The sequence below is a fragment of the Paraburkholderia sp. GAS82 genome (assembly GCF_050436285.1).
GTDB classification, from domain to species: Bacteria; Pseudomonadota; Gammaproteobacteria; order Burkholderiales; family Burkholderiaceae; genus Paraburkholderia; species Paraburkholderia phenazinium_B.
Genome location: NZ_JBNDLX010000010.1, coordinates 22263 through 46528, shown reverse-complemented (window position 1 = coordinate 46528; position 24266 = coordinate 22263). Strand labels below are relative to the sequence as shown.

Sequence of the window (24266 nt, the reverse complement as noted above, 5' to 3'; positions counted from 1 at the left end):
GGCAACGGCGGCGCGACGGAGGACGGCGGGGCGGGTAAGCATGGCCGCCTGTGAAAAGGGGGCTTGGAGCGGAGATAAAGTCATGCCCGATTATAAGGTGTACCGGGCAATCGGCAGAATTCATGGGGCATAACGACGTTTGACTGGGGTTGCGTGGCTGTTCGTCCGAGACATCTTGCGCATTGCCTGGTGGGTCTGTCTGGCTGCTATTCGAGTGCCAAGTCATGGCTTTCGGCACCGTAAGATTCGTAGGCGTCCTGTTGATGGCGGTAAAGAGAACTTTCGGTCGCGTCAGGTAGAGGGCGTGTGCCAAATGTGGGCCGAATGTTGCCTGGACCCCTTGTTTTGCGGGGTTTACCTGATTTAAAAGCACGGTCGATCCTTTACACTCGCGGAAAATTATTTGTTACGGGGTGAAAGATGCTGGTCACTTTCCTCATTGCATGTCCGCTCCTGATCGCGGCACTGTTCGGCTTTGCCAGGATCGTCGACCCGCGTACCGGGCAGCTCAGGCGCTAGCCGGGACTGGCCGCTGTCGTGATGGATTGGCAATCGAGTCTTGCGTTGAAGTGCCCACTCGCGGCACGATGCGGGATTGCCACCTGATTAAGACCCCATTCCTGCATGCAAGAGACCCCAGAAAAACTGGCCAGGCGCTTTGGCCTGCTAAAAGGCATCCTCCCTCTTGATCGTGCGTCTGCGTTGCGCGACGCTTTTGCCGGCATCACGCTGGCGTCGATGGATATTCCCCAGGTACTCGGGTACGCGCGCATCGCCGGCATGCCGGCTGTGACTGGCCTCTATACCGTGTTCCTGCCGCTGGTGGCATTCGCGTTCTTCGGCGCGTCACGGCACCTGGTGGTTGCTGCAGACTCGGCGACTGCGACCATTTTCTCCAGCCAGCTCTCCACCATGGCGCCGCTCGCGAGCGCCCAATACGTTGCATTGGCCGGCATGGTTGCGTTGCTGACTGCCGTGCTGTTGCTGGTGGCCCGGATCTTTAAACTCGGCTTTCTCGCCGACTTTCTGTCGCGTACCGTACTGGTCGGCTTTCTCGCGGGCGTAGGCGTGCAGGTGGGCATCGCGATGCTGGGCGATATGCTCGGCATCGCCTTCACGTCGTCGCACAGTACGGCCCAGTTAGCGCAGATCGCGAGTCATCTGGGGCAGGTCAGCTTTCCGACCCTCGCGGTTTCAGCAGGCGTGGTCGTCTGCATTCTGTTAGCGAAGCGCTTCTCGCCGCGTTTGCCGGTGCCTTTGCTGGCGGTGGTGGGTGGCATCGCCGCCAGCGACCTCTACGACTTCGCCGGACACGGGATTTCGATTCTCGGCCCAGTCGCTGGTGGTCTTCCGCCGTTCCGGCTGCCGGTTGCGAGCTGGCACCAGATGGTCGAGCTGCTGCCGGTGGCGGCCTCCTGCTTCGTGATGATCGTCGCCCAGAGCGCGGCCGCCGGGCGCGTGTTTGCGCAGCGCTATCATGAGGAAGTCGATCTGAATGCCGACATTCTCGGGCTGGCGGCGGCCAATACCGTGGCTGCTTTTTCCGGCGCATTCGTGGTGAACGGCAGCCCGACCCAGACCGCCATGGCCGAGCGTGCCGGCACGCGCAGTCAGTTCGGACAACTGGCGTTTGCGGGCGTGGTCGTCGTGGTGCTGCTGTTTTTCAGCCGGTATCTGCAATATCTGCCGCACTGCATCCTCGCCAGCATCGTGTTCACGATTGCGATCGGGCTCATCAATGTGCAAAGCCTGAGGGCGATCCGCCGCGAAACGCCAGGGGAGTTCACGCTGGCCGTGATCACGGCGCTTGCTGTGGTGGTGCTCGGTGTCGAGCATGGGATTCTGTTGGCGGTCGTGCTTTCGTTGCTGCGACACGTGCGGCACAGCTACAGGCCGCATACGATGATGCTGGCACCCGGCGCTGGTGGACGCTGGCAACCGGTGCCGGCGAGGCCGGGCACGCAGACCGCGCCGGGGTTGATCGTCTATCGCTTCGGTGCGGACCTGTTCTATGCCAACGACCATTTCTTCGTCGAAGATGTGCGCGCGCTGATCGGCCAGGCACCGAGCAAGGTGCGCTGGTTCGTCGTGGACGCGAGTGCGATCACGGACCTCGATTATTCGGCAGCACGCTCGTTGAACGATCTGCTCGACCTCCTGAAGCAGCAGAATGTCGAGGTGGTGTTCGCGCGCGTGAACCGCTATCTGCGCTCGGACATGGACCGGCATGGCATTACGGAAGCGGTCAAGGCATCGTGCGTCTTCAGCACGATGCATGAGGCACTGGCTGCGGTGGGCGTGACGCCACAGGTGTCGACGCCGGGAGTGATATAGCGCTGGTTCGGGTTTGGCCGCAGCGTGTGTTTGACGTCGGTTCTCGATGTGCGAGCGCTACTTCGAGAATTCGTCGGGTACTTCGGTGACGCGCCGCTGCGAAATGTGGTTCATCCATTCCGTGTCGCTCACGTTGTCGCGACGCGCTGGCGGCGGTGCGAGTGTTTCATGGCTCGCACGCGCATCCGTTGGCATCGTGATGGTGGCATATTCATCGTGGCCCAGTCTGGCGGGCGCGAATGGCGAGTAGTTGCCGGCTGCCGATGCCCGCGCCAACGACCGGTGCGTGTGGCTTGCATGGGTGAGTCGATGTGACGTGCCCGACGATACTGCGTGACCGGCATGCTGCCTGTTTTTCACAGCCCGCGTAGCGGATGTATGAGCGATATGCCGTCGTGCGTGTTTCGTTTCGCGCAAGCCGTGACGTGTGTGGTCTGTTTCTTCCAGGCGCGGTTGCGAAGCCGTTGGCACGAGTTTTTGTGCGGTGGCCTGGCTGGTGTCGCCATGTCGTGGTACTTGCAGGGGTGCGGATATGCGACCGCCTTTGGCGAGCCCGGGTTGCGGCATCGCTGCAGTGTCCCGTTTCGCATGTTGATGCGACAGATAGGCGATGCCGATGCACGCCAGAATCGCTGCACCCCCGATCGCGCACAAGCTGGCTGCGCGCGTGGCGGAACGGTTTGCAAACGACTGATGTACCGCGGGAAGATCCGCCGCCACGCGTACCGCAGACGAGGCCGCTGGCACACGCTCATCAAGCGCCGTCACGCAGAGTTGCCCTGACGCGGCCGGGGCGGCAGACGGCTGCCCAGGCCGCGTCGATGCCCAGTGACACATTGACCAGATGGTCTCTTCGCGTAGACAGAAGGTTCGCAGCAATGCCCTCAGACCGGCACGCAAGCCGCCTTCCGGAACAAGCAAAGTCCATTCGCCGCCGAAGGGCAGCGGCAGATGACCCGCTGCACCCAGACGCGGCTGGCCGATGCTGCCTTCGACCCAGACGAAAGGGGTGATCGTCGACATGTTCTTGAGTTAAGTCGCATTCCTTTAAAAAAGACGCCCGCAACGTGCGGGCGTTTCATCGGCCACGACCGAGAGATGGTCGTAACGTGCGGGGAACCATCAAGGAATGCTAACGGACTGTGTGACAAGTCTAGTTCAAATTTTCACGGCTGGCTGGAAAAAGACTCGATAAAAGATAAATTTATTCGGACGAAGATTTTAAAAGTCTTGTTTAAGTTTACGACTTTCTTTCATATTCATTTGGCGGAGAGGCTTGCGTGGCGTGGCGTTTCGTCGAATGAAAATATTGATTAAATTAATTCGGTTGTCGAAACCGGAAAAAATGGTTAGTAAAACTTATTTATATTTAATCGCTTCCCTGCGCATAAAAAATTGAGTATCGTGGACTTTCTTTCCGGTGCTGTCTGTCACCAGGAACGTTCCCCCGGGAGATCTTCAATGAAAGTCGCATCGCACGCTACCACGGTCTTTAGATCCGTCATTACAAGTGGTGCCCAATTCGAAGAATACGTCAACGCGATCGGCCGACCGCGCTTTGCCATCAGTTGCGGAGGCGACGATCCAGGCGGGGCCCGGGCCGAGCTCGATGAATGGGTGTTTGCGGATGACGTCGAATGCCTGATGCGGGAGTTCCTGGATTGGGACGCACGCGGCATTCGCATGGAGTTCGATCAACCGGTCACCGGGTATGCAGACGCAGTCGCAAGCTGGACCGTCGTAGGCCTGCCGCCCCACTTCAACGATGCGACATCGAACCTCAATAGCGGGTTGCTAGGCGTGATGTGCAAAGCGATGGGTGCAGAGGGCGCGCGGCGGGCATTCCTCGAATCGGTGTTCAACGACGCGTGGACCTATGATTTCGTGGCGTTGCGCGCGAATCGCTACGACAGCTTTATCGAGGAATGGAAGTCGGATGACGACAAGAACGCCAGGCCCGAACACTATCGGGCGCAGAAGCATTTCGGCGTGGTCGTGGATGCCGGTGGGCTCGGCGTTGGCAGCCGGCCGCTGCAGTACTGGGTGTTTATCGGTGTGGCCAGCGGTAGTTTGACGGCGCAACAACTTGGAGATGCCGGACTGAGCTGGGAGGAACTGATCGGTCAGGCGTGTGTGATCAACGGACTGGGCGAGGTGGAGCGGATCGGCAACCACCGCGTGATCTAGCGATCGACTCAGGTGACGGTGCGCACGAGGGACGTGCCGTCCATGCGTTGCGCTCCCAGCCTGCATGACCAGCCATGTTCTCGCGATCCGGCTGGACTAGTCCTGATCGTCAGTCTCTTCATATGCCGGTTCGAAGAACCGGCTACGGGCCGCCAGAATACAGGCGCCAGCAAGCACAACACATAAAAACGCCACCGTATACGCAAGCGGCTTGCCATGCCACAGGCTGTCGAACCATTGATGAAACTCAGCCACCGCCACCTCGGCCGTGCCCCCGATGCGCTGCAGTTCGAGCAGATATTGCTGGTTGTTGGCGACGCCGTAGATCAGTTCTGCGCTGTCCCTGGCTGGGGCCGCGACATAAATGATGGCGGCACCGATCAGGCCCACCACAAGAATGACCGCACTTGCCACATAAAGACGAATCTGCAACGGCGTGTGCTGTTGCGCTGTGTTCTGCCCGTCCTGTGTTTGCCGACTGCTCATCTCATGTCCGTAGCGCTGCGCTCATGTGGCATCCGCCACAGTAGCGCAAGGCTAACACGCGTTGCACGCGCAGGCCGCGCTTCGTTCGTCTAGCTGCGCGAAGTCAGAAGTTTGAGACCAGCCACGCTAAACACGACGGCGAGTGAGCCGTCTAGCCAGCGCCGGATCGAACCATACACGCGGCGTGCGGTTTCAGTTGAAAACAGCACGGCGTAACTGCTGAATACAAACACGCCAATCGCCATGCAACCGAGTACGACGGGAGCCGTGCGGCCAGCGCCGCCTGCTGCAGGAACGGCGAGCGAGACAATCGACAGCCAGACCAGAATCGCCTTGGGGTTGGTGAGATGCAGCAACAGGCCGCGCACGTAGAGCCGTCGTGAAGATTCGGGCGCACGCGTAGTGCGGGTGATCGGCACCTGCGGCGTGAGGGCCGAGCGGGCCGATTTCCACGCGAGCCAGAGCAGGTACACGCCGCCCACGACGCGGATTGCTACCAGCAGTTGCGAGTAGGTGGCAAGGACCGCAGACAGGCCCAGCGACGCCAGCAGCGCCCACGAGAACGAACCCGACATGACGCCAAGCGCGAAGGCGAAAGCCGACTTGCGGCCTGAACCCATGGCGAGCGACATGATGGCGAGGTTGCTCGGGCCGGGGCTCGCGGTGCCGACAAAGTAGGCGGCGTAGGCGAGCAGGACATTGGCCGACAGGAAGGCGTTGGCAGTCATGGGACGGTTATTCAGGGATAGGTTCGCGGCGGCGACGCGGTGTGGCTAGCCTGGACGGATTAGTCCTCCACGTGGCCGGTCAGTATGCCTGGCTATTCTGCACGACGCCGCCGCTGTTCTCACAGATACAGTTGGGGCCGGCGCGAGCAGCACAATCAGTCTGGGGCCATCACTGGCAAGCCGGCCGCGCCTGTCCCCTGTCTACCGGTTGACGAGCCGCGCGGGGATAAACGCCAGAATCAATACTGCGGACAGTGTCAGCGTACCGGCCACGACGAACAGTCCCGAAGACAACGTGTGGGTGAGCGTCTTCAGCCAGCCGATCACGGCCGGGCTGATGAACCCAGCGAGATTGCCGGTGCAGTTGATCAAGGCGATCCCCGCGGCGGCGCCGGTTCCGCCCAGAAATGCGGTGGGCAGCGCCCAGAACATCGGCAGCGCGGTCACCACGCCCGCTGCGGCGAGCGTGAGTCCGAGCATGGAGAGCGCGGAGCTATCGCCGTTCGTCGCGCAGATGCAGAAGCCGGTGGCAGCGATCAGCGCAGGCAGCACGATATGCCAGCGCCGCTCGCGGGTGCGGTCGGCGTTGCGGCCAACCGCGATCATCGAGATCAGGGCAACGGAATAGGGAATCGTCGTCAGAAGGCCGATCGTGAGCGGGTCGCTGACGCCTGTGGCGCGAATGATAGTGGGTTGCCAGAAGCCCAGTGCGTACGAGCCCATCACGACGCCGAACAGGATCAGGCAGAGCAGCCAGACGCGCGCCGAGGTGAACACCGCGCGCACCGAGCCATGCGTGCGGACGGCCGCATCGGCGTCGATTTCGCTCTGGATCTGGCTCTTCTCGGCGGCGCTGAGCCATGTCGCATCCGCGACGCGATCGTCAAGGTAGCGAAGGATGACGATGCCAAGGACAATCGAAGGCAGCGCTTCGACAACGAAGAGCCATTGCCAGCCATCCAGTCCCCACGTGCCTTGCAACGCGTGCATCAGATAGCCAGACAACGGACCGCCTAGCAGCCCCGATACCGGATTGCCGGCCATCAGCAGCGCAACCATCTTGCCGCGGCGGTGCGACGGGAACCAGTAGGTCAGATAGAGCACCATGCCGGGGAAGAAGCCTGCTTCGGCCACGCCCAGAAAGAAGCGCACCACGTAGAATTCAAGCGGTGTGCTGACCCATGCGTTGGCCATCGACAGCAGCGCCCACGTGACCATGATGCGGGCAATCCAGCGTCTCGCGCCGAGCTTGTGCAGCAACAAATTGCTTGGCACTTCGAACAGAAAATAGCCAATGAAGAAGAGGCCGGCGCCGAGTCCGTACGCTGCCTCGCTCAGATGCAGGCCGTTGAGCATCTGCAGCTTCGCAAAGCCGACGTTGACGCGGTCCAGATAAGCAACCACGTAGCCGATAAACAGCAGCGGCATGAAGCGGAAGGCGACGCGCCGGAACAGCAGATCGGCCGGGTCGGCCTCGAGCGCGGGGGAAAGCGAGGTACGGGTGAACAAAGCGTGTCTCCTGACCCGTCACGCGGGTTGTTTTAGTGAGCGTGCGGGCGAATTATTGTGTGGCGCAGCGCCAATCTGCGCAGCACCGTTCGCTGTCCGGCGCAGCGGTCTCCCGGCTTTTAACGCTCGGCGAGCGAGGCCGCGCCGGGGATCTCAAAGCCTATCTGCGACAGCCCCGTCTGCAGGTCGTGGCGCTGCCCGGCGTCGAGTTCGACGAGCGGCGGCCGCATCGCGGCCCATCCTTCGTCGCCCGATTGCCACGCAATCGCGGCCTTCATGGCGGCGATCATCGGAAAGCGCTGAAACACGGCGCGTGTGGTGTCGAGTCGTTGCTGTTGCTGCGGAGCGTCGGCGTCGCGCCAGTGGGAGGCGAGGTGTGCGATTGCCGTGGAATTGACGTTGCCGGTCGCCGTGATGCAGCCCGCGCCGCCGCCTTTCAGCGTGGCGAGCAGGAAGGTCTCGCTGCCGGCGAACACGTCGAAGCCTTCCGGCTGGAATTCGCTCAGCATGCCGGCGGTGTTGTTCCAGTCGCCCGAACTGTCCTTTATGCCCGCCACTACGCCCGGATAACGCTTGAGCAGGCGCTCGATCAGGCCGAAGCTGAGCCCCACCTGAGAGACCTGTGGGATGTGATACAGGTAGACCCGCAAGCGCGCATCGGCCACCGTATCGATCACCTGAGCGAAGCTGCGAAACAGGCCTTCGTCGCTCACGCCTTTGTAGTAGAAGGGCGGCAGCATCAGCACCCCGGCGCAGCCGCTTTCCACTGCATGGCGCGTCAGTTCGATGGTGTCGGGCAGCGCGCAGGCGCCGGTGCCCGGCATCATGCGCGCTGCCGGCAAGCCGGCGTCGAGCAGGGCGTCGAGCAACTGGCGCTTTTCCGGCACGCTGAGCGAGTTGGCTTCCGAGTTCGTGCCGAATGCGGCCAGCCCCAGGCCCTGACTGAGCAGCGCGCGGCAGTGTTTGACGAAGCGTCCCACCGAGGCTGAGCCGTCCGCGTTGAACGGTGTCAGGACCGGCGCCAGGACGCCACGCAGGCCTGCGCCATGCGAAGCCTGGCCCTGGGTGGCCGGCGGCGTTTGCGTGGCTGGCAGGACATCAGTGGGGATGCTCATGGGACGTGTCTCCTTCGGTTTCCGTTTGGCCGGCCTGCCTGGCCGGACCTCGTTTGTCTCGGCGCGATAGGCCCGTGATGGGCCGGGCTGCGACAGGCTGGCTGTGGCACCCATGCCGGGCATTCAGGTGCCAATGCAGTATTGCGTGCCCGCAAACGACGAAGAAGAGTGGCGCGGTTGCTTCAAACGTTAATTATTTTTGTGTTTGCCTTCGTTTTTTCGTGTTCTGGCTTATGTGTTCGCCGTAAACGGCCGGATACGGCCCCCGGCGTGGCCTAAGCCTTGGGTTGGCTCGCGGCCGGCGCCCCCGGTGCTTCGAGCCCCAGATCCATCGCCGTCTGCAGGAACGCCTGCACCAGCCGCATGCGCGCCGACGAACGTCCCCACAGCAGACCCACCACGCGTTTCGGGAACGCATGCGGCAGCGGCCACTTGGCGAGCGCCAGGCCGCCAAAACGGGTCATCAGCCAGTCCGGCACCAGCGACACGCCAAGGCCCCGGTCGACCATCACCGCAATCGCATCGAGCCCGTCCAGTTCGCAGCGTTGATGCGGCTTGATGCCATGCTGATGCAAGTAGCCGTCGGCGAGCTGACCGCCTACCACGTTGCGGTCGTAGCGCAGGAATGGCTGGCTGCGCAGTGCTTCGTGCACATCGCTCACCTGCATCGAAGCTGGCGTGAGCAACACCAGCGGTTCTTCACGAAACGTATGCCAGTCGCAGCTTTTGGGCAGATCGAAGAGCGGCTGAACCAGCACTGCGGCATCCAGATCGCCATTGACGACCTTGCGGTACAGATCGACCGAGGTGCCCGGCTCCAGATAGATATCCATCTGCGGATGCCGCGCGAGCAGTTTGCCGAGCACATCAGGGATCAGGCTCGTCATCATGGTGGGCGTGCCGCCCAGGCGGAGTTCGCCGGCCAGCTCCGAAGCGTCGTTCAGATCCGACTTCAGATCGCGGATGTCGTGCAGGACGGCGCGCGCCCGCTCGAGAATGCGCTCGCCGGCTTCGGTCGTTCCGACCGTGCGGCCCGAACGGCGCACGAGTTTGGCCCCCAGCTCTTCTTCGAGCATCTTGACGCGTTGCGCCACCGCGGCAGGCGTCAGATCGAGCCTGCGGGCGGCTTCCGCAATCGAGCCCAACTCGACCACGTAGACAAAGCTTTGCAGATAGCGCGAGTCCATCGAATAAAACTTTTATCTTTTGAAGAAGCCAAAGCATACTGTTTTTGATGCCTCACGGCTATCACACTGCGTTCATGCCAGATCCGCGCAACACGTGGACCGGTACCCAAAAAATGGAGGAGTGTTGAAATGCCCAGAATTGAATCAGTGTCGGTCTGCGCAGCCGGCGTCCCGCTCGATCGCGTCACATCGTTTGCCACCCGTACTGTGTCCACCCGCCACTATGGCCTCGTGAAGGTGCGTTCGAGCGACGGCGTCGAGGGCATTGGCTTTTGCTACGTGGGCAGTGCGGGCGGTGAGCTGCTGCGTATCGCGGTGGAGCAGTTGCTGGCACCGGTACTGATCGGTAAGGACTCTTATGCAGTGGAGGGCCTGTGGCAGGCGATGTACCAGGAGGCGCTGCTGCAGGGGCGCGCCGGGACGGTAATGCGTGCCATCAGTATTCTCGATACGGCGCTGTGGGATCTGAATGCGCGCACGCACGGCGTGCCGCTGCACAAATACCTCGGCGCCAACGAACTCGAAACTGTGCCGGCCTACGCGAGCGGTGGCTATTATCTGGAGGGCAAGACGCCGGAAATGCTCGGTGAGGAGATGGCGGGCTACGTCGAACTGGGCTTCAAGGCCGTCAAGATGAAGGGCGGACGTCTCTCGCCGCGCGAAGAGGAGGCGCGGGTGAGGGCGGCACGCGAGGCGGTTGGTCCGGACGTCGAACTGATGATCGACATCAACAATGGCTGGGCGGATGTCACGCAAGCGCTGCAGCACGTGCGTCGCATCGAGCAGTTCGATCCGTACTTTATTGAAGAGCCGTTTTCACCGGACGACATCGACAATCATGCGCGTCTCGCCAGGCTCACGCGCGTGCCGGTTGCCACTGGCGAGATCGGTTACGGCCGCTGGTACCACAAGGAACTGCTCGACAAGGGCGGTGCGGCGATCCTGCAGTCGGATGCGCTGGTGTGCGGCGGCATTACCGAGTGGCGTCGCATCGCGGCGACTGCGGCGAGCTATGGGGTTGTGATGTGCCCTCACTGGTTCCACGATGCGCATGCGCCGCTTGTGGCGGCCACGCCGAATGCCCGGTACGTGGAGTACTTCTGGGACGATCAGGTGCTTAACTTCCGTCGTTTGATCGACCGGCAACTCGAGCACAAGAACGGCAGGATCATCTTGCATCAGACGCCTGGGCTAGGCTTCGACTTCGATGAAAAGGCGGTGGCGAAGTATGGGAAGTGGAGTGTGGTGAAGTAGGCGCCCGGTGCGGGCTGAACTGCGCTGGCAATCGCGTCGGCCCCCGCGGCCTGTCTAGCTGCCTTTCCGGAGAGACGAAAAGAACGGCACAACAGATCTGTTGTGCCGTTCTTGTTTAACACAACACAAATGTTGTATTATTGCCGTAACTTGTAAACGAGAGGAGGTTTATGAGTTATAGCGAGTTCAGGCGGTGGCTAAAAAACTAGGTGCCGAATTCGAACCCGCCAAAGGTAGCCACTTCCGGGTAACGCTCAATGGCAAGACCACGATTTTTCCGGACCATGGCAAGAAGGAAATAGGAACTGGGTTAGTTGAGCAGATCAAGAAGCAACTTGGTATCAAGTGAGGTGACGGCCCCGGCGAAGGTTTTTTTCACAACTGTTCCGTGAGGTGGGCCAAAAGGTTGTTGTATGCATAGATGTGTGACTCACACTTCTATCAATGGATGTGATAACCAGGAGAATCAAATCGCCATGCTGTCTTATCCTGTGAAACTGGAGCTGGATACGAACGACACGTACCTGGTGACCTTCCCGGATATCCCCGAAGCTGTATCGGTCGGAGACGATAAAGACGAGGCGCTGCTTAACGCGCTGGACGCACTGGAAAGCGCCATCGAGATTTACTTCGATGAGAAGCGGGAAATTCCTGCTCCCTCAAAGCCGAAGAAAGGACAAGCAGTTGTGACGTTGCCGGCACTCGTCGTCTCCAAGGTTTTGCTTGCCAACGAGATGATGCGCCAAGGGATCAGGAAATCGGAACTTGCACGTCGTCTGGACGTACACATGCCGCAGGTCGATCGGTTACTCGATCCGCGTCACTCGTCCAAACTCGACGCCATTGAAGCGGCGTTTAACAAGCTGGGCAAGCGACTGGAAGTGTCTATCGTCTGACGAGAGCGATACGAGATTCGTCCCCGGAGTGCGTTCGTGCCTCCGGGGACTTTGTATTTGCGGTCGAGTTGCCCCGGATTATCCCAGAGCCGTAACCCGCCGCGCCCGGCGCCGCAAATACAGATTGTTGAGAACCAGCGCGGCGCCGGTCATGCAGGCACCGGCAATCTGCACCGGCGTGGCGATCACGCCGGTCAACGCCGAGACGATAAACGTCGTGAGCGGCACGACGTCCATGAAAAGCACCCCGTTCAATGGCGTCAAGATCCGGTTGCCGAGATTCCAGCTGAGGATGCCGATAAAGCCCGCGCCAAGTCCCATATACAGCAGATGCGGTGTGATCGCGCCCACCGCCGCGAGCCGCGGCACCGCGATCGCGTGCACGGCAAAGAGCGCGAGGTTGAGTGCGATGATCGTGGTGAGGCCAAGCCAGATCGTCAGCGTCGTGTATCTGAGCGGCGACCACTGCTTGAAAAACGTCGCACCGAACGTGTAGATCACCCAGCAGAGCGCGCCGGCCACGATGAGTGCGTCGGCCGCGTAATGCTGTGGTTCGTGCAGCAGCCCGCCGATATCCCCCTTGGTCACCACCAGTGCGACACCGCAAAACGACAGCAGAATGAACAGAAAGGAATAGACCGGCGGCAACACGCGCCGGACTACCGAATTGACGAGCAGCCCGAGCATGGGCTGGGTGGCCATCATGATCGACGCGGTGAGCGCGCCATCGCGTCCTGCCAGTTGCTGGCCGAGAAAGACGAATGCGCCAAAACCCGCGAAACCGATCGAACCAAGCAGCCACGCGAGCACGACCGGCTCGCCTTGCAGACGAAAAGCGGCGCTGCCTTCCTTGCGGTGCAGCAGCATCAGAAACGCTGCTCCCGCAACCAGATAGCGCAGCGACGTGAAGGAGAACGGATCGATGCGAGTGAGCGCACTCGTCATCACCGGGAACATCAGTCCGAAGGACACCGTTGCGACGAGACAGCAAAACAGGCCTTTCGCATAGCTGCCATATGCGGCGACGAGTGGGCCTGGCGCGGCTGCAGCGCTGGATTCATGATTCACGGCGACGGACGGTTCGAGTGCTTTATTCATGAATGAATGGTCAAAAATAGATAAAGACGAGCCGCCGTGGCGTCTTCGCCGTGGAACTGTCCGTGTCCATACGTCTTATCTGAACGCTGTTATTTCGTGGCGTTTTACTTAGAAAACCCCGCAAGCGGCCACGTTCTGAACCGCATGCACCAATAAGCCCATCGGCCCAACACTGGTCCCAATATTATGACTGAACGTTCAATAATACAAGGCAAGTTTCGAAGCCATAGAGGAAATCACAGCCACCACGATGCACACCGTTCGCAACCCCGCGCAGACCGCCCGGGTGGGAGCACACCCGATGCTCGTCGTCACACGGACAGGCTATGCTGACCACGTTTTTGCTCGCCCGTCAGGCCGGCAGAATCAGCCGTCGACACCCGTCAGCTTACGTTCTCCTTCCTGACAGATTTGCCATTTTGGCGCCATGCAGACGTTGGTGCCAACCAACTAGCATAGGCTCAGATTTACCGTGGGACATGTGTGGCTTCGCCGGTCAGCGGGGGCGACCGGTTTGGCATTGCGTCCGCTAGCGTTGCGGCACGCGGCGTTCATCCGTTTGTGATTCGCCCGGATGTCATGCGTGCACGTCACCGTTGATCCGGCGTGAACGTAACGCGTACGACGCGTACGTTCAGGTCACGGCGACTTCTCATCCTTTCCAGAATTCTTTCGGGCGCGTTTCAATGTGGATTGTCAACGTTGCGCTAAAGCGGCCATACACGTTCATCGTGATGGCTATTCTGATCCTGCTGGCGACGCCGTTCGTGCTGTTGACGACGCCAGTCGACGTGTTGCCGGAAATCAATATTCCGGTCGTCAGCATCATCTGGAGCTACACGGGTCTGTCGGCCGAAGACATGGCCAACCGGATCACCTCCGTCAATGAGCGGAGTCTGACGACGACGGTGAACGACATCGAGCACATCGAGTCGCAATCGCTCGCCGGCATCACGATCATCAAGCTGTTCCTGCAGCCGAACGCCAACATTCAAACCGCCATCGCCCAGACGGTTGCGGTCGAACAGGCGCAGTTGAAGCAGATGCCGCCGGGCGCCACGCCGCCGCTGGTGATCAGCTATTCGGCCTCGAGTATTCCGGTGATCCAGCTCGGCCTGTCGAGTCCGAAAGAGTCGGAGCAGGATCTCAACGACGTCGCGCTCAACTTCCTGCGTCCGCAACTCGTGACGATCCCAGGGGCAGCCGTGCCTTACCCCTACGGCGGTAAAACACGGCTCGTTTCAGTCGACCTGGACACGCGCGCCTTGCTCGCAAAAGGCATGACGCCTTCCGATGTGGTGAATGCCTTTAACGCGCAGAACCTGATTTTGCCGACCGGCACGGCCAAGATCGGGCCCAAGGAATACACCGTCAACATGAACGGGTCGCCCGCCACGATCGCGGGCCTCAACGACATGCCGGTGCGCACGCTCAATGGCGCGACCACCTATCTGCGAGAGGTCGCGCATGTGCGCGACGGCTACTCTCCTCAGACCAATATCGTGCGCCAGGATGGCCATCGCGGCGTGCTGATGTCGGTGCTCAAGACCGGCAGTGCCTCGACACTGGCGATCGTCGATTCGTTGAAGGCGCTGCTGCCCACCGCGCGCGCCGCCTTGCCGCCTGACCTTGACGTCAAGGCGCTGTTCGACCAGTCGGTGTTCGTGAAGGCGGCGGTGCAGGGCGTGATCCGCGAAGCGCTCGTTGCGGCCGCGCTGACCGCAGCGATGATCCTGCTGTTTCTCGGCAACTGGCGAAGCACCTGCATTATTGCGGTGTCAATTCCTCTGTCGATTCTCACCTCGCTAATCGTCCTGCATGCGTTAGGCCAGACGATCAACATCATGACGCTGGGCGGCCTTGCGTTGGCGGTCGGGATTCTGGTGGACGACGCCACGGTGACAATCGAGAACATCGAACGGCACCTGCATATGGGCACGGATCTGCACGAGGCGATTCTCGAAGGTGCCGGCGAAATCGCGGTGCCTGCGCTCGTCTCCACGCTGTGTATCTGTATCGTGTTCGTGCCGATGTTCTTCCTGACGGGCGTGGCGAAATACCTGTTCGTGCCGCTTGCCGAAGCCGTGGTGTTCGCGATGATCGCGTCGTACATCCTCTCGCGTACGCTCGTGCCGACGCTCGCCATGCTGCTGATGGGTCACGCGCACGCGCCGAAAGCGGGCAGCAAGCCGAATCTGTTCATGCGGCTCTACCATCGCTTCGACGCCGGCTTCGAGCGCATGCGTGCAGCTTATATCGTCATCCTGAGTACCGTGCTGGTACGTCGCGGCAGGTTCGGCACCATCTTCCTCGGTTTCTGCATAGTTTCGATGGGCCTGGTGTTCGTGCTCGGCGAAGATTTCTTCCCGGCGGTCGATGCCGGCGATATCCGTCTGCACATGCGCGCACCGACCGGCACGCGGATTGAAGAAACCGCGCGTCTTGCCGATGAAGTGGAAAAGGTTGTACGTGAAGTGGTGCCGCAGAAAGAACTGGTGACGATTCTCGACAACCTGGGGTTGCCGTATAGCGGTATCAACCTATCCTATAGCAATTCCGGCACGATCGGCACGCTGGACGGCGAGATTCAGGTGGCGCTTAACAAGGACCACAAGCCTACCCAGACCTATGTCGACAAGCTGCGCCAGATCCTGCCGCAGCGCTTTCCGGGCGTGGAATTTTTCTTCCAGCCGGCCGACATCGTGACGCAGATCCTGAACTTCGGGTTGCCTGCCGCCATCGATGTGCAGGTTGTCGGCAACGACCAGCAAGGCAACTTCGACGTGGCGCGTAAGCTCTACAAGCAGGTGAGGCTGATTCCCGGCACGGTGGACACGCACATCCAGCAACTGGTCGACGAGCCGGTGATCAATCTGGACATGGATCGCACCCGCTTGCAGCAGTTGAACCTCAACGCCAACAATGTGGCGCAGAACGTGCTCATCTCATTGTCGGGCAGCACGCAGACATCGCCGAGCTTCTGGTTCAACAACAAGAACGGCGTCGAGTACAGCGTGGCGATACAGACGCCGCAGTACGACATCTCGTCGATCGATCAGTTGTTGCGCACGCCGGTGTCGGCGACGGCCAACGGGCCGACGCAACTGCTCGGCAACCTGGTGCGGGTCGGGCCGCAAACGCAGTTCGCACTCGTGTCGCACTACAACATCCGGCCGGTGATCGACCTGTATGTGAGTGTCGAAAAACGCGACCTTGGCAGCGTCGCGGCGCAGGTGAACAAGCTGGTGGAGCAGGCCCGTGCGACGCTGCCTCGCGGCAGCCAGATCGTGGTGCGCGGCCAGGTGCAGACCATGCGCACGTCGTTCTTCGGTTTGGGCGTGGGCGTTGCGATGGCCATCGTGCTGGTGTATCTGCTGATCGTCGTGAACTTCCAGTCGTGGGTCGATCCGCTGATCATCATTAGCGCGTTGCCGGCGGCTTTGGCGGGGATCATGTGGATGCTGTTCCTCACCGGCACGCACCTGAGCGTGCCGGCGTTGACCGGCGCCATCATGACCATGGGCGTGGCGACTGCGAACAGTATTCTGATGGTGTCGTTCGCGCGGCAGCGCCTGCACGCCGGCGCGCCGCCGCTGACCGCGGCGCTCGAGGCAGGGGCGAGCCGGATCCGCCCGGTGCTGATGACGGCCTTCGCCATGATTATCGGCATGATTCCGATGGCGCTGGGTCTCGGCGAAGGGGCGGAGCAGAATGCGCCGCTTGGCCGTGCGGTGATCGGCGGCCTGCTGTTTGCAACGATTTCAACGCTCTTTTTTGTGCCGCTGGTTTTTGCGGCGATCCATACGCGCCTCGCTCGCCGTAACGGTGGCGCGCATGGCGAGCAGGGCCCCGACGACGGCGCTAGCGCCGGCGATGGCAAGCACGCGTAACGTTAAATGACGGCTGACTGAGATGACCGAAAAAACTCATGCTTCGCTAGCAATCCCCGCGCGGGACACTGAGGATGGGCACGCTTTGCCGCCCCGCCACCAGGAATGGAAACGCGCCAAGATCGCGATCTGGATCGTGCTCGTGCTGCTTGCGCTCGGTGCCTTGCGCACCGTGGTGGCGGACATTCTGCAAAACCGTTCGGTGGCCGAAACGACCCAGCAGAACGCGTTGCAATACGTGAACGTGGTGACGCCCAAGCAGGCCGACGGCAGCGGTAATACGCTGCTGCCGGGTACGCTGCGCGGCTATGTCGAATCGCCGATCTTCGCGCGCGCCACCGGTTATCTGCTGCACTGGTACGTCGATATCGGCGCGCACGTGAAGGCGGGGCAGTTGCTGGCCGATCTCGACACGCCGGAAATCGACCAGGAACTGCAGCAGGCCAAGGCACAGCGCGATCAGATCAACTCGAGCCTTGGCCTCGCCAAGAGTTCATACGAGCGCTGGCAGCAGCTGCGCACGCGCGATGCGGTCTCGCAACAGGAACTGGACGAGCGGCAGAGCACTTATACGCAGGACGTGGCGAATCTCGCCGCGGCAGACGCCAACGTGCGGCGCCTGAACCAGCTCGAATCGTTCAAGCGGATCGTGGCGCCGTTCGACGGCGTGGTGACGCAGCGTAACGTGGATGTCGGCGACCTGATCGATGCCGGCAGCGGCACGAGCCGCGCATTGTTCGCGCTGGCACAGTCCGATCCGCTGCGCGTCTATGTGCAGATGCCGCAGGCTTACTCGCAGAACGTGAAAGTCGGCCAGGAGGTCGTGGTGACCCAGGCCGAATTGCCGGGTAAGCAGTTCCACGGCACCATCACGCACATCGCCGGTGCGATCGACGTGCCGACCCGTTCGTTGCAGATCGAAGTGCGTCTGCCGAATGCGGACGGCGCGCTGCGCCCGGGCGCCTATGTGCAGGTCGCTGTGCCGTCGACGACGCATGCCAATATCCTCGTGCCGGGCAATGCGTTGCTGTTCCGCGCACAAGGTACGCAGATGGCCGTCGTCGACAGTAACGGTATCGTGCATCTGCGCAAGGTCGTGATTGCGCAGGATCTCGGCAACACGCTCGAAATCGAGAGCGGCATCGAGCCGACCGACAAGATCATCATCAACCCGAGCGATTCGATTGCCGATGGCGATCACGTGCAAGTCCAGCAGCCGTCGGCCACCAACAAGGGGGCGGCGTGATGCGCGGGTGCCCGATCGCCGTGCCGCCGCTGCGCATGATGGCTGCGGCTGTGGGGGCTGCGCTGCTGGCAGCCTGCACAGTGGGCCCCGATTATCATCAGCCGCATGCCGATGCGCCGCCTGAGTGGCGCACCGACTCGTACTGGCACGTGGCGGAGCCGTCGCACGCGCCGATGGATCTGACCTGGTGGATGAGCTTTAACGACACCGCGCTCAATACGCTGGAAGGCCAGGCGCTCGACCAGAACCAGACACTCGCCGCTGCGGTCGCGCATTACGAGCAAGCCAAGGCGACGCTCGCGAATACCGCGGCGCAGGAAATACCCGAGGTCGATCTCGGCGGCCAGGCGGAGCGGTTGAAGATCTCGAAGAACCGTCCGGTCACTACCTATTCGACGCCGAACCAGTCGACTGTGCAGAACGGCCTGATTGTCGGACCGCAAATCGACTACGACACGGACCTGTTCGGCCGGATCCGTCGCGAGGTGGAAGGGGCCAAGGCCTCCGCCGAGCAGTCAGCCGACGATCTCGCCAATGCGCGACTCGTGCTGACGACTGATCTCGCCAGCGACTACTACTCGTTGCGCGAACTCGACGCCGAGATCGACGTGTTGAACCGCTCCGTGGTCCTGCAGCAGAAAGCGCTCGACTACGTGACTGCGGAACACGATCTGGGCTCGGTGTCCGGGCTCGACGTGCTGCAGCAGAAGTCGGAGCTGGATTCAACCCAGGTGCAGGCGCAACTGCTGCTCGTGCAACGGGCGCAGTTCGAGCATGCGATTGCCGCGCTGGTCGGCGTGCCGGCGCCGCAATTCTCGATCGAGCCCAAGGTGATCGAGACGAAGGTGCCCGAAATTCCGCTAGGTGTGCCAAGCGATGTGCTGCAACGGCGCCCGGACGTGGCCTCGGCGGAGCGTGCGATGGCTGCGGCGAATGCGCAGATCGGCGTCGCCAAGGCGGCGTTTTTCCCGACGCTGACGCTCACGCCGAGTATCGGCTGGCAGAGTACTAATTTCGCCGATCTGCTGAGCGCGCCCAGTCTGATGTGGACGCTCGGCGCGGCTGTTTCGCAGGTGGTATTCGACGGCGGGCGCCGCTCGGCGAACGTCAAGTTCGCGAGCGAAGGCTATCAGCAGGCCGAGGCGAATTACCGTCAGACCGTGTTGACCGCGTTCCAGCAGGTGCAGGATGGGGTGACCGGCCTGTCGGTGCTGGATGGCGCGTCCAGACAGTCGCATCAGGCCGTGGTCGATGCGCAGAGCCTGCTGTCGCTCGCCAACGACCGCTATTCGGGCGGCCTCGTCGCCTATCTGGACGTCATCACCGCGCAGCAGTCGCTGCTGACGAGCGAGCGTCAGGATGTGCAGATTCACGGCCAGCAGATGACCATGTCGGTCTCGCTGGTAAAGGCATTGGGCGGCGGCTGGGATGTCAGCCAGCCAGTCACGGACAAGCAGGCAATGAACAACCATCCGAACTGACAATTGCCAGGTACGTACCCGGCATGGACCGGGCATGACCAGGAAAAAGGGGGGAGTGCCCGTCTCGCGCACGGGAAAACGGGGCGTTTCGTATAATGTAAGGAATTAGGGGGCGTGAATGAAACTGCTCATCGTCGAAGATGAACACAAGGTGGTGGACTACCTGCGCTCGGGTTTGACCGAGCAGGGCTGGGTGGTCGACATTGCGCTCGATGGCGAAGAGGGCATGCATCTGGCCACCGAGTTCGACTACGACGTGATCGTCCTCGATGTGATGCTGCCCAAGCGCGACGGCTTCAGCGTGCTCAAGGCGCTGCGTATGCGCAAGTCCACACCGGTCATCATGCTGACCGCACGCGATCATATCAACGACCGCGTGCGCGGTCTGCGCGAAGGAGCGGACGACTATCTGACCAAACCGTTTTCGTTTCTCGAACTCGTGGAGCGCCTGCATGCTCTCGCGCGCCGCACCCGTTCGCAGGAATCGACGCTGATTTCGGTCGGCGATCTGTTTGTCGATCTGATTGGCCGGCGCGCCACGCGCGACGGCGTGCGCCTCGACCTCACCGCCAAGGAATTCCAGCTGCTGAGCGTGCTGGCACGCCGCCAGGGGGATATCCTGTCGAAGACGGCGATTACCGAACTGGTCTGGGACGTCAACTTCGATAGTCATACGAACGTTGTCGAAACCGCCATCAAGCGCCTGCGCGCCAAACTGGACGGTCCATTTCGCACCAAGCTTCTGCATACGGTGCGCGGCATGGGTTATGTGCTCGAGGTACGGGAGGAGGCAGAATTGCTATGACCCGCTCAATTAACCGCTCGATTGCGCGCCGCCTTGCGATGATGTTTGCCCTCGTCGCATTGTCGGTGTTCACGCTGGTCGGCTCGGGCCTGTTTCTCGTGATGCGTTCGCAGCTGGATCACCATTTGCGCGAGTCGCTCGACGACCGCATGGAGATCGCGAAGATCATCGTGTACCACTCGGTTACGCTGGATAAATGGCGGATGGCGCGCGAGAAGCTGACCGATATGTCGCCGCGCGACGGTGCGACGATGTACTCGGTTTCTAGCGACGATCCGGATTTCCACTACGGTGCGCCGGTTCAGGGGCGCGTCACCGATAGCTGGGCAGGCGGTTACACGCGGGTCGAGCCCGTGGCGGGCGGGCCGGCCATGCTGACGCGCACGCTGGTGGTGCCGCCAGCGGGCGTGCGGCCAGCGGTGCAACTGCAGGTGGCGGCAAGTTGTCAGCCGAATGTGCGCACCATGCGGGCCTTCGGTGCCGCGCTGACCGCGCTGTCTACCTTGGGCAGTCTTGCGGTGCTGCTCCTCAGTTATTCGGTCACGCGTATCGGTCTCGCGCCGCTCAGGCGTCTGACCAAGGACGCCTCCGAGGTCAGTCCAAACAATCGTTCGCAGCGCCTGAATACGGCGGCGCTGCCGCATGAACTGAACGATCTGGCTCACTCCTTTAACGGCGCACTGGAGCGGCTCGACGGCGCTTACGGGCGGCTCGAGTCGTTCAATGCCGACGTGGCCCATGAACTGCGCACGCCGGTGACGATTCTGATCGGTCAAACCGAGGTTGCGTTGACACGCAACCGTTCCGTGGAAGATCTGCGTCACACGCTGCAGTCGAATCTGGAAGAGTTCGAACGCATGCGCGGGATCATCAACGACATGCTGTTTCTTGCGCGGGCCGATCAGGGCGAGCGCGCCACGGGGCTCGTCGAAGTGTCGCTCGCCGCGGAAGTGGCGCGCACGCTGGAGTTTCTCGAGATTCCGTTCGACGAGGCACAGGTGCGCGCCGTGTCGCGCGGCGATGCGTTTGCGCCGGTCAACCGTTCGCTGTTCGGCCGCGCCTGTACCAATCTGCTGATGAATGCGATCCAGCACTGCGCGCCCGGCGACACGGTCACGGTGACGATTTCGCGCCAGGACGGTCAGGTGCGCATCGCGGTGGCGAATCCAGGTCAGGCGATCGATCCGTCGAGACTGGATCATCTGTTCGACCGCTTCTACCGGGCGGAAGAGTCGCGCACGAATAGCCGCGAGAATCACGGCCTCGGTCTTGCGATCGTCAAGGCGATCGCCGAGATGCACCGCGGCAAGGTGTCGGTCGAGAGCGCGAACGGCGTCAACATGTTCGCGTTTTCAGTCGATGCGCCGTGGGTCGACGTACAGTCGGAGCAGGAAGTGCAAACGGTACGCGAACCCGTTATGACCGTCGAGCGCAACAACGTCGTGAGCGGTCACGGCGTGACGCCTGAGCCGGCCCCGGCTGGGCGTTGACAGGCGGCAGGTGACTCGGATGAACAGGCCTGCGCGATAGCGTCAGGCCCTGAGTTGTCGGCCGCGCCAGCGTGCGCTATGGCTTTTCGATTCGCGGCAAGGCCTTCACGGCAACCAGCGCCACCATGGCCATCACTGGAAACACCAGCGCGCTGGCTTCAGCGTGCGCGGCGCTCGCGTGCCGCCTTGGCCAGAGTGTCCAGTACGGGCTCGGTCTGCACCCAGCTCAGACACGCATCGGTGATCGACACGCCGCAGCGCAGCGGCACGCCCGGCTTCAGATCCTGGCGGCCTTCCTCCAGATTGCTCTCGATCATCACGCCGATGATGCGCTTTTCGCCTTGCCTGAGCTGCTGCGCCAGGTCTTGCGCCACTTCGATCTGTCGCAGATGCGACTTGCCCGAATTGGCATGCGAGCAGTCGATCATGACCTGCTCGCGCAAGCCCGCCTTTCTGAGCGCCGCGCAACTCTCTTCCACTGAGGCGCTGTCGTAGTTCGGCCCTTTCTTGCCGCCACGCAGAATCACGTGCGCGTCGTCGTTGCCGCGCGTTTCGAAGATCGCCGCCATGCCCATTTTGGTCATGCCCATGAACGCGTGGCTGGCTCGTGCCGCCACGATCGCGTCTGCGGCGATCTGCACGCCGCCATCGGTGCCGTTCTTGAAGCCGATCGGGCAGCTCATGCCCGAAGCAAGCTGACGGTGGCTCGGGCTCTCGGTAGTGCGTGCGCCAATTGCGCCCCACGCCACGAGATCGGCGATGTATTGCGGGCTCAGCAGGTCGAGGAATTCGGTGGCGGTGGGCAAACCGAGTTCGCTGATTTCCAGCAGCAGCTGACGCGCCCGGCGCAGCCCCTCGTTGATGCGGAAACTGCCGTCGAGACGCGGGTCGTTGATATAGCCTTTCCAGCCCACCGTGGTGCGCGGTTTTTCGAAGTACACGCGCATCACGATCAGCAGGTCTTCGCTCAGCGCATCCGCGGCGTGCTTGAGGCGGCGCGCGTAGTCGAGCGCCTGGTCGTGGTCGTGGATCGAACACGGGCCGACCACTACCACCAGCCGGTCGTCGCGACCGTGCAGGATGTCGGCAATGGCCACGCGGCTTTGCTCGACGAGCGTTTGCACGCCCAGCGGTACCGGCAGCTCGTCCTGCAGCAGTGCCGGTGAAATGAGCGGGCGTACCGCGCCGATCCGCACGTCGTCGATACGGGTCGTGTCCTGGGTCGGGTCGGCCACACCGACTTCGCGGTCATGTAAAGGATTGTCGATGCTGCTCAAAATGCTCTCCTGAAGGCACGGTCGTAGCCCTCGATTATCGCACTCGCCGCGCGTGCCGCGCTCGCTGGGCGGTTAGTGGCCGTCCCGCATGCTAAACGGAACAGGATCGATATGATCTTTTTTGAAAAAAGTACTATTGTGGCGGACAACTTCAAGAGCGCGACAGTGAGCCATGGCGGCAGGCTGTCGACCCGGGCATGCAGGGAGGCAGGCAGTGACGGATCTGATGAAAGCGTTGTTGGGCGGCGGCGGTCAATTGAGGCGGAAAATCGTCGGGCTATACGGCTTCCTGGTGGTGTTCAACATCGCCGCCTGGCTATGGGCGTTCATCGCGTTTCACCACTATCCGCTGCTGATGGGTACGAGCCTGCTGGCCTATTCGTTCGGCTTGCGGCATGCGGTGGATGCCGATCACATCGCGGCCATCGACAACGTGACGCGCAAGCTGATGCAGGCCGGCAAGCGGCCGGTCAGCATCGGGCTGATGTTTTCGCTCGGGCATTCCACGATCGTGGTGCTGGCCTCGGCCGGCATCGCCGCCACGGCCCTGGCGCTGCAAAGCCGGATGGATGGGCTCAAGGAAATCGGTGCGGTGATCGGCACGATCGTCTCGACACTGTTCCTGTTCGCGATTGCGCTGATGAACCTGGTGATCCTGCGCTCGGTGATCCGCGCGTTTCGCCGCGTGCGCAACGGGGAGCCCTACAACGACGAAGACTTCGATCTGCTGCTGAACAACCGCGGTTTTCTTGCACGCATTTTCCGCCCGCTGTTCCGTCTGATCACGAAAAGCTGGCATATGTACCTGCTGGGTTTTCTGTTCGGGCTTGGCTTCGATACTGCAACCGAGGTCGGTTTGCTGGGCATTTCCGCGGCGAGCGCGGCGCAGGGGCTGCCGATCTGGTCGATCCTGGTGTTTCCGGTGCTGTTCACTGCGGGCATGACGCTGATCGATTCGACCGACAGCATCCTGATGCTGGGCGCCTATGGCTGGGCCTTCGTCAAGCCGATCCGCAAGCTCTACTACAACATCACCATCACCACGATCTCGGTCGTCGTGGCGCTGCTGGTGGGTGGGATCGAAGGGCTTGGGTTGCTCGCCGACCAGCTGCATCTGTCGGGCGCGTTCTGGGGTTTCATCGGCAGCCTGAACGACAATTTCGGCCTGATTGGCTATGGGATCGTCGGCGTGTTTATCGTCAGCTGGCTGCTTTCGGCGGCTATCTACCGGTGGAAGCGGTTCGAAGAGGTGGACATTCAGGCTGAATCGCTTTGATGAGGCC

Annotated in this window: 19 protein-coding genes; 11 read left to right on the top strand and 8 right to left on the bottom strand. The window is 61.7% G+C overall.

The annotated features are described in order from the left end of the window. The first annotated feature begins 624 nt into the window (after window positions 1–624). Window positions 625–2334, top strand: coding sequence for a SulP family inorganic anion transporter (locus P3T17_RS28040; RefSeq protein WP_429288619.1), 1710 nt, complete (start codon window positions 625–627; stop codon window positions 2332–2334). Between the two features lie 57 nt (window positions 2335–2391). Here P3T17_RS28040 and P3T17_RS28035 read toward each other — a convergent pair whose 3' ends face one another. Further along, complete coding sequence (locus P3T17_RS28035; protein ID WP_429409700.1) at window positions 2392–3357, bottom strand: hypothetical protein; 966 nt, start codon at window positions 3355–3357, stop codon at window positions 2392–2394. Between the two features lie 438 nt (window positions 3358–3795). On the opposite strand from P3T17_RS28035, the gene P3T17_RS28030 reads away from it, so the two are divergent. Continuing rightward, window positions 3796–4521, top strand: coding sequence for a hypothetical protein (locus P3T17_RS28030; RefSeq protein WP_074268136.1), 726 nt, complete (start codon window positions 3796–3798; stop codon window positions 4519–4521). A 96-nt stretch (window positions 4522–4617) separates the two neighbouring features. On the opposite strand, the gene P3T17_RS28025 is transcribed toward P3T17_RS28030, so the two are convergent. The 5 genes from P3T17_RS28025 to P3T17_RS28005 all read right to left on the bottom strand — a co-directional run bounded on the left by P3T17_RS28025 (window position 4618) and on the right by P3T17_RS28005 (window position 9546). Then, a complete protein-coding gene (locus P3T17_RS28025) occupies window positions 4618–5007 on the bottom strand; it encodes a hypothetical protein (RefSeq protein WP_429409699.1) in 390 nt (129 codons plus the stop codon). Between the two features lie 89 nt (window positions 5008–5096). Next, window positions 5097–5735, bottom strand: coding sequence for a LysE family translocator (locus P3T17_RS28020; RefSeq protein ID WP_429409698.1), 639 nt, complete (start codon window positions 5733–5735; stop codon window positions 5097–5099). A 201-nt stretch (window positions 5736–5936) separates the two neighbouring features. After that, window positions 5937–7244, bottom strand: a complete 1308-nt coding sequence (locus P3T17_RS28015; RefSeq protein WP_429409697.1) for an MFS transporter — start codon at window positions 7242–7244, stop codon at window positions 5937–5939. A gap of 119 nt (window positions 7245–7363) precedes the next feature. After that, window positions 7364–8359: a dihydrodipicolinate synthase family protein gene (locus tag P3T17_RS28010; protein ID WP_429409696.1), complete on the bottom strand. Its 996-nt coding sequence runs from the start codon at window positions 8357–8359 to the stop codon at window positions 7364–7366. Between the two features lie 275 nt (window positions 8360–8634). Then, the gene (locus tag P3T17_RS28005) at window positions 8635–9546 is read right to left on the bottom strand and encodes a LysR family transcriptional regulator (protein WP_074268140.1); all 912 of its coding nucleotides are present in this window, start codon (window positions 9544–9546) and stop codon (window positions 8635–8637) included. Window positions 9547–9675: 129 nt separating this feature from the next. On the opposite strand from P3T17_RS28005, the gene P3T17_RS28000 reads away from it, so the two are divergent. The 3 genes from P3T17_RS28000 to P3T17_RS27990 all read left to right on the top strand — a co-directional run bounded on the left by P3T17_RS28000 (window position 9676) and on the right by P3T17_RS27990 (window position 11696). Beyond that, window positions 9676–10800 carry a mandelate racemase/muconate lactonizing enzyme family protein gene (locus P3T17_RS28000; protein ID WP_429409695.1) on the top strand — a complete coding sequence of 375 codons (1125 nt, stop codon included), beginning with the start codon at window positions 9676–9678 and terminating at the stop codon, window positions 10798–10800. Window positions 10801–10993: 193 nt separating this feature from the next. After that, entirely contained in the window at window positions 10994–11149 is a 156-nt protein-coding gene (locus tag P3T17_RS27995; protein ID WP_429409694.1) for a type II toxin-antitoxin system HicA family toxin, read from the top strand. Between the two features lie 127 nt (window positions 11150–11276). Then, complete coding sequence (locus tag P3T17_RS27990) at window positions 11277–11696, top strand: type II toxin-antitoxin system HicB family antitoxin (protein ID WP_429409693.1); 420 nt, start codon at window positions 11277–11279, stop codon at window positions 11694–11696. A 78-nt stretch (window positions 11697–11774) separates the two neighbouring features. Here P3T17_RS27990 and P3T17_RS27985 read toward each other — a convergent pair whose 3' ends face one another. After that, entirely contained in the window at window positions 11775–12794 is a 1020-nt protein-coding gene (locus P3T17_RS27985; protein WP_429409692.1) for a DMT family transporter, read from the bottom strand. Between the two features lie 686 nt (window positions 12795–13480). On the opposite strand from P3T17_RS27985, the gene P3T17_RS27980 reads away from it, so the two are divergent. The 5 genes from P3T17_RS27980 to P3T17_RS27960 all read left to right on the top strand — a co-directional run bounded on the left by P3T17_RS27980 (window position 13481) and on the right by P3T17_RS27960 (window position 21706). Beyond that, window positions 13481–16684, top strand: coding sequence for an efflux RND transporter permease subunit (locus tag P3T17_RS27980; RefSeq protein WP_429409691.1), 3204 nt, complete (start codon window positions 13481–13483; stop codon window positions 16682–16684). Window positions 16685–16706: 22 nt separating this feature from the next. Next, window positions 16707–17930, top strand: a complete 1224-nt coding sequence (locus tag P3T17_RS27975; protein WP_429409690.1) for an efflux RND transporter periplasmic adaptor subunit — start codon at window positions 16707–16709, stop codon at window positions 17928–17930. Next, entirely contained in the window at window positions 17930–19411 is a 1482-nt protein-coding gene (locus P3T17_RS27970) for an efflux transporter outer membrane subunit (protein ID WP_429409688.1), read from the top strand. The genes P3T17_RS27975 and P3T17_RS27970 overlap by 1 nt, the downstream gene beginning before the upstream one ends. 118 nt (window positions 19412–19529) lie before the next feature. Continuing rightward, window positions 19530–20216 carry a heavy metal response regulator transcription factor gene (locus tag P3T17_RS27965; protein ID WP_074268147.1) on the top strand — a complete coding sequence of 229 codons (687 nt, stop codon included), beginning with the start codon at window positions 19530–19532 and terminating at the stop codon, window positions 20214–20216. An 8-nt stretch (window positions 20217–20224) separates the two neighbouring features. Beyond that, complete coding sequence (locus P3T17_RS27960) at window positions 20225–21706, top strand: heavy metal sensor histidine kinase (RefSeq protein WP_174567564.1); 1482 nt, start codon at window positions 20225–20227, stop codon at window positions 21704–21706. A 158-nt stretch (window positions 21707–21864) separates the two neighbouring features. Here the strand turns inward: P3T17_RS27960 and P3T17_RS27955 are convergent, their stop codons facing one another. Continuing rightward, window positions 21865–22983 (bottom strand): 3-deoxy-7-phosphoheptulonate synthase, encoded by a 1119-nt coding sequence (locus P3T17_RS27955; RefSeq protein WP_429409687.1) that lies wholly within the window; start codon window positions 22981–22983, stop codon window positions 21865–21867. Between the two features lie 226 nt (window positions 22984–23209). Here P3T17_RS27955 and P3T17_RS27950 point away from each other — a divergent pair, with 226 nt between their 5' ends. Next, window positions 23210–24259 carry a HoxN/HupN/NixA family nickel/cobalt transporter gene (locus tag P3T17_RS27950; protein WP_429409958.1) on the top strand — a complete coding sequence of 350 codons (1050 nt, stop codon included), beginning with the start codon at window positions 23210–23212 and terminating at the stop codon, window positions 24257–24259. Window positions 24260–24266: the final 7 nt, after the last annotated feature.

What these genes read in the sequence shown, in the direction of transcription:
- P3T17_RS28040 (WP_429288619.1), top strand. Translation starts at nt 625, where the DNA reads ATGCAAGAGACCCCAGAAAAACTGGCCAGGCGCTTTGGCCTGCTAAAA.
- P3T17_RS28035 (WP_429409700.1), bottom strand. Translation starts at nt 3,357, where the DNA reads ATGTCGACGATCACCCCTTTCGTCTGGGTCGAAGGCAGCATCGGCCAG.
- P3T17_RS28030 (WP_074268136.1), top strand. Translation starts at nt 3,796, where the DNA reads ATGAAAGTCGCATCGCACGCTACCACGGTCTTTAGATCCGTCATTACA.
- P3T17_RS28025 (WP_429409699.1), bottom strand. Translation starts at nt 5,007, where the DNA reads ATGAGCAGTCGGCAAACACAGGACGGGCAGAACACAGCGCAACAGCAC.
- P3T17_RS28020 (WP_429409698.1), bottom strand. Translation starts at nt 5,735, where the DNA reads ATGACTGCCAACGCCTTCCTGTCGGCCAATGTCCTGCTCGCCTACGCC.
- P3T17_RS28010 (WP_429409696.1), bottom strand. Translation starts at nt 8,359, where the DNA reads ATGAGCATCCCCACTGATGTCCTGCCAGCCACGCAAACGCCGCCGGCC.
- P3T17_RS28005 (WP_074268140.1), bottom strand. Translation starts at nt 9,546, where the DNA reads ATGGACTCGCGCTATCTGCAAAGCTTTGTCTACGTGGTCGAGTTGGGC.
- P3T17_RS28000 (WP_429409695.1), top strand. Translation starts at nt 9,676, where the DNA reads ATGCCCAGAATTGAATCAGTGTCGGTCTGCGCAGCCGGCGTCCCGCTC.
- P3T17_RS27990 (WP_429409693.1), top strand. Translation starts at nt 11,277, where the DNA reads ATGCTGTCTTATCCTGTGAAACTGGAGCTGGATACGAACGACACGTAC.
- P3T17_RS27985 (WP_429409692.1), bottom strand. Translation starts at nt 12,794, where the DNA reads ATGAATAAAGCACTCGAACCGTCCGTCGCCGTGAATCATGAATCCAGC.
- P3T17_RS27980 (WP_429409691.1), top strand. Translation starts at nt 13,481, where the DNA reads ATGTGGATTGTCAACGTTGCGCTAAAGCGGCCATACACGTTCATCGTG.
- P3T17_RS27975 (WP_429409690.1), top strand. Translation starts at nt 16,707, where the DNA reads ATGACCGAAAAAACTCATGCTTCGCTAGCAATCCCCGCGCGGGACACT.
- P3T17_RS27970 (WP_429409688.1), top strand. Translation starts at nt 17,930, where the DNA reads ATGCGCGGGTGCCCGATCGCCGTGCCGCCGCTGCGCATGATGGCTGCG.
- P3T17_RS27965 (WP_074268147.1), top strand. Translation starts at nt 19,530, where the DNA reads ATGAAACTGCTCATCGTCGAAGATGAACACAAGGTGGTGGACTACCTG.
- P3T17_RS27950 (WP_429409958.1), top strand. Translation starts at nt 23,210, where the DNA reads ATGAAAGCGTTGTTGGGCGGCGGCGGTCAATTGAGGCGGAAAATCGTC.